3 protein-coding genes are annotated in these 6,060 nt (G+C 34.8%); 1 reads left to right on the top strand and 2 read right to left on the bottom strand.

Features of this window, described 5'->3' with window-relative positions:
* Window positions 1-818 precede the first annotated feature (818 nt).
* Window positions 819-2,246, bottom strand: coding sequence for a tRNA (N6-isopentenyl adenosine(37)-C2)-methylthiotransferase MiaB (miaB, locus tag CKF59_RS05365; protein ID WP_119534937.1), 1,428 nt, complete (start codon window positions 2,244-2,246; stop codon window positions 819-821).
* A 478-nt stretch (window positions 2,247-2,724) separates the two neighbouring features.
* Between miaB and CKF59_RS05360 the strand changes: the two genes are divergently transcribed.
* On the top strand, window positions 2,725-4,119 hold the full coding sequence (locus tag CKF59_RS05360) for an FAD-dependent monooxygenase (RefSeq protein WP_119534936.1): 1,395 nt from the start codon (window positions 2,725-2,727) through the stop codon (window positions 4,117-4,119).
* A 404-nt stretch (window positions 4,120-4,523) separates the two neighbouring features.
* On the opposite strand, the gene ygiD is transcribed toward CKF59_RS05360, so the two are convergent.
* Window positions 4,524-5,312 (bottom strand): 4,5-DOPA-extradiol-dioxygenase, encoded by a 789-nt coding sequence (gene ygiD / locus CKF59_RS05355; protein ID WP_222985611.1) that lies wholly within the window; start codon window positions 5,310-5,312, stop codon window positions 4,524-4,526.
* Window positions 5,313-6,060 lie beyond the last annotated feature (748 nt).

The following is a 6,060-nucleotide window of genomic DNA, read 5'->3' as shown; positions in this document are numbered from 1 at the left end:
TAGTTATATGTAGAATATATTTTTATGATAGAGGAATTATCTGATTAGGGGTCTAAAATAAAATGAGAATTTAGCTAAAGTGTGAGCTATGACCAAAATTTTATGAACTAAGGTTACAAATGATTGTTTATTTAGAATTTTTGCATTGCAAATGATGTGATTTTTGAGGAGAGTAGGGGTGAAGATAAGGAGGGAAAATCAAATATTTATTTTCTCTAAGATGTAAATTAGCTAAGTACCTAAAAATCTTCTTAAGCTTATTTATTTTTGTTCTAAAAATTAGTACTTAATTGTAAATGTTAGATTGAAATTTACTTATGATAAGTTGATCAAATTTAATCAAAAAATTTGATCAAAAAAATAGCCTTTCAAATTGTGGTATCGAAAGGCTAGTAATCTATATACATTATCTTTTGAAAAAATTTTAGATTAGCTAATATAACTCAGGTCAAATTAGAGTTATAAAACTAACTGTTCTATATTATAGCATAGACAAGAGATTATAGAGTTGATAAATTAGAGAAAAAGTTATTAGGGAGGAAAATTTAAGTATAGGTAAGGGATCTAGAGGAAAGAAAAGAGAGTTTATGAGGAGGGTAGACGCAGATAAGTTATACCTATTTAAGAAAAATGCTAGGGTAAAGTAGCTTACCTGTTAAATAAGGATATTTAATATAACTTGAGGATGGCATGCGTAGTAAAAACTTTTGGAACTCAGCCCACATTTAAAATGTAGAAATAAAAAAAGCCGGAGGTTTGCTCCGACTTTCAAATTATCATAATTGCACGAGATTTTGTGCCAATGGAAAGTTATTTAATTACGCTTGTGCACGCCAGTGACCTACACCATTTTCATCTTCTTTAGCGGTGCGAGAAATCATATCTGCAGCTGAAGTATTTTTACGTAAACCTAATTCATGTTCACGTGCTACAACATTACCACGTAAAGAGTTTGCGTAAACATCGGTAATTTCAATATCAACAAAAGTACCGATTAATTCAGGTTCACCTGCAAAGTTAACCACTCGGTTGTTTTCAGTACGTCCAGTAAGTTCCATGATATTTTTCTTCGAAATACCTTCAACTAATACTCTTTGTACTGTTCCGAGCATACGGCGTGAATAAGCCATAGCTTGTTGGTTAATACGTTGTTGTAATAAGTATAGACGTTGTTTTTTGGTTTCTTCTGATACGTTATCTTCTAAATCAGCAGCCGGAGTACCTGGACGTGCGGAATAGATAAAACTAAATGACATATCAAAGTTTACATCCGCAATAAGATTCATGGTATCTTCAAAATCTTGATCGGTTTCATTTGGATAACCTACAATAAAGTCTGAAGAAATTTGAATATCAGGACGGGCTTCACGGAGTTTACGAATAATAAATTTATATTCTAAACGTGTGTGATTACGACGCATGAGGTTGAGGATACGATCAGAACCAGATTGTACTGGTAAGTGTAAGAAGCTCACTAATTCTGGAGTATCACGATATACTTCAATAATGTCATCGGTAAACTCAATTGGGTGTGAAGTAGTAAAGCGTAGACGATCAATACCATCAATTGAGGCTACAAGACGTAGTAATTCGGCAAACGAACAAATTGAGCCATCTGCTTTTTCACCACGATAAGCATTTACGTTTTGCCCAAGGAGATTTACTTCACGTACGCCTTGTTGAGCAAGACTTGCAATTTCAAAGAGAACATCATCGAGTGGACGAGATACTTCTTCTCCACGAGTATAAGGTACGACGCAGAAAGAACAGAATTTGTTACAGCCTTCCATAATTGAAACATAAGCTGTAGGACCTTCAGCACGTGGTTCTGGAAGCATATCAAATTTTTCAATCATCGGGAAACTCACGTCAATAACGTTTTTATTTCCCGCATGAATTTGCGTAATCATCTCTGGTAAACGGTGGATTGTTTGTGGTCCAAAAATAATGTCTACATAAGGAGCACGCTCTTTAATATGCTCACCTTCTTGTGAAGCTACACAACCACCCACACCAATAATTACATCACGATCTTTTTTAATGTTTTTCCAACGACCTAATTGGTGGAAAACTTTTTCTTGTGCTTTTTCACGAATTGAACAAGTATTTAATAGCAGGACATCTGCTTCTTCAGGGATATCTGTTAACTCCATACCTTGAGTTGCTTGTAACAGATCTGCCATTTTGTTTGAGTCATACTCATTCATTTGGCAACCCCATGTTTTTATGTATAATTTTTTACTCATATTTTTTTTGATAATAAAACAATAGATTAGACAAAAACATAGTGAGGGCTAACCTTTCTGAAAAAACGAAAGAGGTTTTTCGAAAGCGTAAGCTTTTGATCACTTAACCGAAAATTATAAAATCTCTAGTTGCAGCTAAAGATTTTATCTAGTTGTATTTTAACTTAAAAAGCTTTTCTTAGATTAGAAAAAACACAAAAAAACTTAATAAGTAAGTAAATTCGGGGACAAGAGTTAGAGCAAAAAGGTAAATTCTTGAGCTAAGAACTCGGTTATAAATTTCCTCGTTTTAATTTCTGAGGCTGTATAATAACAGAGATCAGTTTTTTAATAGGCTCTTAAATCTCTTGATTTCAGAGCAAAATTATATCAGAAAAAATAAAGTTTTTTGCCCAGAAGCAAGAAAAAGTTCTCTTTTTATCAGAAAAAGAGAGGTAAACATTAATTATTCTTAATTAGAAGATCTTTTCTTAAGATTATGTCATATTTTTTAACTCCAAAAACCCATCTCCAAGTTATAGAGTTAGGTGATTTAAGTGCTTTAAGTGCTGAGAGTCAGTTAGGTTTACAAAATCTAACTACTGCGAATAACAAAAGTGTGTTTATTGCGGGTGCTGGCTGTGTCGGACTTGCCCAAGCATTAGCTTTTTTAAATTTAGGTTATCAAGTTATTCTTCATGATCCTAAAGCCTTAACTGCATGGCAAGAAGATAAATTAGATTTAAAAGTCTTTGCCGTTAACCATGTTAATGCGAGTTTTTTAGAGACTATTGGTGGCTGGGCTCAGATTCAAGCTTTACGTTGTAATCCTTATGATCAGCTTAGTTTACATGTAGGTGAGCAAGAACAAGAGACCTTGTTTACAGCTGCAGAAGTAAATCTCGATAAGCTAGGGTATATGGTTGAGAACTCGGCTTTAGTACAGGGCTTATTAACTGCTTGTCAAAGCTATGGTTCACAGTTTATTTTCTTAAACCAAGTAGAGTTAGAGCAAGCCCAAAAGCAATATGCTTTGCGTGACTTTTCGATTGCTAATGACTATGCTCCAAAAGCTGAACATCTGTCTTGGTTGTTAAGCTTTAAGAATGGCTTAAAACTAAAAACAAATTTAGTGTTAGCAGCTGATGGCGTTAACTCTTTTTGGCGTCAACAAGCTAAAATTGGAGTAGACATTCATAGCTATCCAACTCGATGCATGTTAATCCAAGTAGAAACTAATCCGGAAGTAACTGGAGACTATGCGCATTTAACTTGGCAACAAGTAGATGAACATGGTCCTAAAGCTTGGTTACCCGTAAATGCTGGACAAGGAGTACTTTGTTGGTATGATCAAATCCATACTATTGAACAACTCCAAAAACTACCTCTTACCCAATTAAAAAACCAAGTGCTAGCTAATTTTCCGGTTGAAAAAATAGGGACCGATTTTACCATTACCCAAGTGGCAAGTTTCCCTTTAGCTCGTCAAAGAGCTCAACACTATTGGCATAATAATGTAATTCTCCTTGGGGATGCAGCTCATACGGTTTCACCTTTAGCGGGACAAGGATTAAATCTTGGGTTACAAGATGTGCAGTGTTTAACTCGCCTCTTTGCTGATCCTAGTTTTACGAGTTTAGAAGCTTTAGCTCTCGCTTATGCCCGTGAACGTTTTGTAGATAATACTTTAATGCAAGAGTTCCTTTCGAGCTTACACCATTTATATATCTCACGCTCGCCAATTGCTAAAGTGTTAAGAGAGAATATGTATCGCATTAACGGCATTACTTCAGTAAAACACTATGCCTTAAATTATGCTAATGGTGATCGTAAACTCTTACGTGGCTTATCCGATGTAAGCCAAAGTCTGCTGGCGTTATTAGGGAAAAAGTAAGAGGCACAAGTTGGGATAATTTAACTTAAATCCTTAGCAAAGAATTTAAATCCTTATAACCTCAAAACTCAAATAGAGTTAAGAGCAAAAGGTAAGAAGTTCACAACAACCAAAGGTGTGCAATTAAAAGATGTAAGCAAAAACAAACAAGGTTGGCTTATAAAGTAAAAAAGCGACAAAGAGTAGTAAAGCTATTCTTTGTCGCTTTTTGCTTTTAGTTTTTTGGATAACTATTTGCTTAACAGAGATGTTTTGTTAAGATCTGGTTAAAGCTTGCTTGCTTTGTATTAACCTTATTTTGCTTATTGTCGTGCTTTAACTTTGCTTATTGTTTTTAGCAATTAATAGCCCCCTCCATTTGTGGAGGGGGCTAGCAGTTTTTAGTTGGTTTTAAGTTTATTTACTCAGGGGTGTTCATGCCACATAAAACTAGTCATGGATAAAGAACCAAGTTCTCGAGCATCATTAAATACCGTAACTTGATCTTGTTCTCGAGTTGCTCCGAGAGCATAAAAGAGCGGATCCATGTGATCTGGAGTCGGAGCTGCAAGATCTGCATAAGGATACTGCTCGTAGTTTAAAATGGTCTCAAGATCACGAGCTAAGACTTTATCTCGCATCCAATTATCAAAATCTTTTGCCCAAGGTAATTCTTCATTACTGCGATCACTTACCATCATGCGGAGATTATGGACAATATTTCCTGAAGTGAGAATTAAAATTCCTTCTTGACGTAGAGGTTGCAATTGTTGTCCGAGAGCATACATTTGTTGCGGACTAAGGTTTTGGTTAATACTTAATTGCACTACCGGAACATCAGCTTGCGGATACATGTGGACAAGGATAGACCAAATACCATGATCGATTCCCCAAGAGTTATCAATTTGTATTCCTTGTGCGGCAAGTAAATTAAGTACTTGCATGGAAAGTTGAGCGTCCCCAACTGCCGGATATTTTTTGTCATAAAGAGCTTGCGGAAAACCGTACATATCATAAATTTGTTGGGGTACGGGAGTAGCCTGTACTGCGGTGTGTGAGGTATACCAATGGGCAGAGATGGCTAGAATCGCCTTAGGTTTGCCGATTTGCTCTCCGAGTTTTTGCCATTGTTGGGTGAATGCATTATCATTAATGGCATGCATGGGACTGCCATGACCTACAAAGAGGACTGGCATAAGGTTGGTAGTTTGCATTATGCCTCCTAAATTATTTGTTTTGCTTTATAGAGAGCTAAAGATTGGTTAGGTCTTAGCTCGCTAGGTTTTCAAGCCAAAAGTTTATAACTCAGTTTAAAGTGGTGTTTTAAACCGTGAGTTATTTAGGCTCGTTAATTTAAGAAAGTTATTTAATGTGAACACTAACCTTGGGTGGTGCATTAGGTTAGTGATTTATTTAAGCTAGATTTTTAAGGATCTAACTGGTTGTTACATTTAAATGTAAACGAAAAAAGAAAAAGTTAGAGACTAAGAAGTCTCCAACTAACAATTAGCAAAATAACTTAAGTAAAAACACTTAAGTTCAATGTATCGCATTTCTTCTTAGGTAGTATTGCATTGCCTAATAAGAAAATTATTTTTTATTATACTCCTAAATTACAAAAAAATCTCTAGTATTGCGAAAAAGTTTATACCTACCTAAAGGGAATGATTAAGGATAAATAAGAATTTTATTGCAAAAAAGTTTGCGGAAAAAATAATTCTTGCTAAGGAACTAAAAGGTTAGTTTTGCATTAAAATAGAGGAATTTTAACAAAAATAATTTTTTTATCAACTAAGAAAGAGGATTTTTTGAAGTTTATGAGGATTTATGAAATAGTTAAGCCTACGAATAAAATTTCTTACAATTTGTATTACAATTAGGCGGGATTAAGAGAGGAAATTTCTTCTCAAGTTAGAGAGCAAAGAAACTTTAAGGTAAGAATTATGGTAATAAGGATTAGTT

The sequence above is a fragment of the Psittacicella gerlachiana genome, from assembly GCF_003585965.1.
Classification (GTDB): Bacteria; Pseudomonadota; Gammaproteobacteria; order Enterobacterales; family Psittacicellaceae; genus Psittacicella; species Psittacicella gerlachiana.
The sequence above is the reverse complement of the archived record's forward strand: the minus strand, read 5'-3'. Positions and strand labels throughout refer to the sequence as shown.

What these genes read in the sequence shown, in the direction of transcription:
- miaB (WP_119534937.1), bottom strand. Translation starts at nt 2,246, where the DNA reads ATGAGTAAAAAATTATACATAAAAACATGGGGTTGCCAAATGAATGAG.
- CKF59_RS05360 (WP_119534936.1), top strand. Translation starts at nt 2,725, where the DNA reads ATGTCATATTTTTTAACTCCAAAAACCCATCTCCAAGTTATAGAGTTA.
- ygiD (WP_222985611.1), bottom strand. Translation starts at nt 5,312, where the DNA reads ATGCAAACTACCAACCTTATGCCAGTCCTCTTTGTAGGTCATGGCAGT.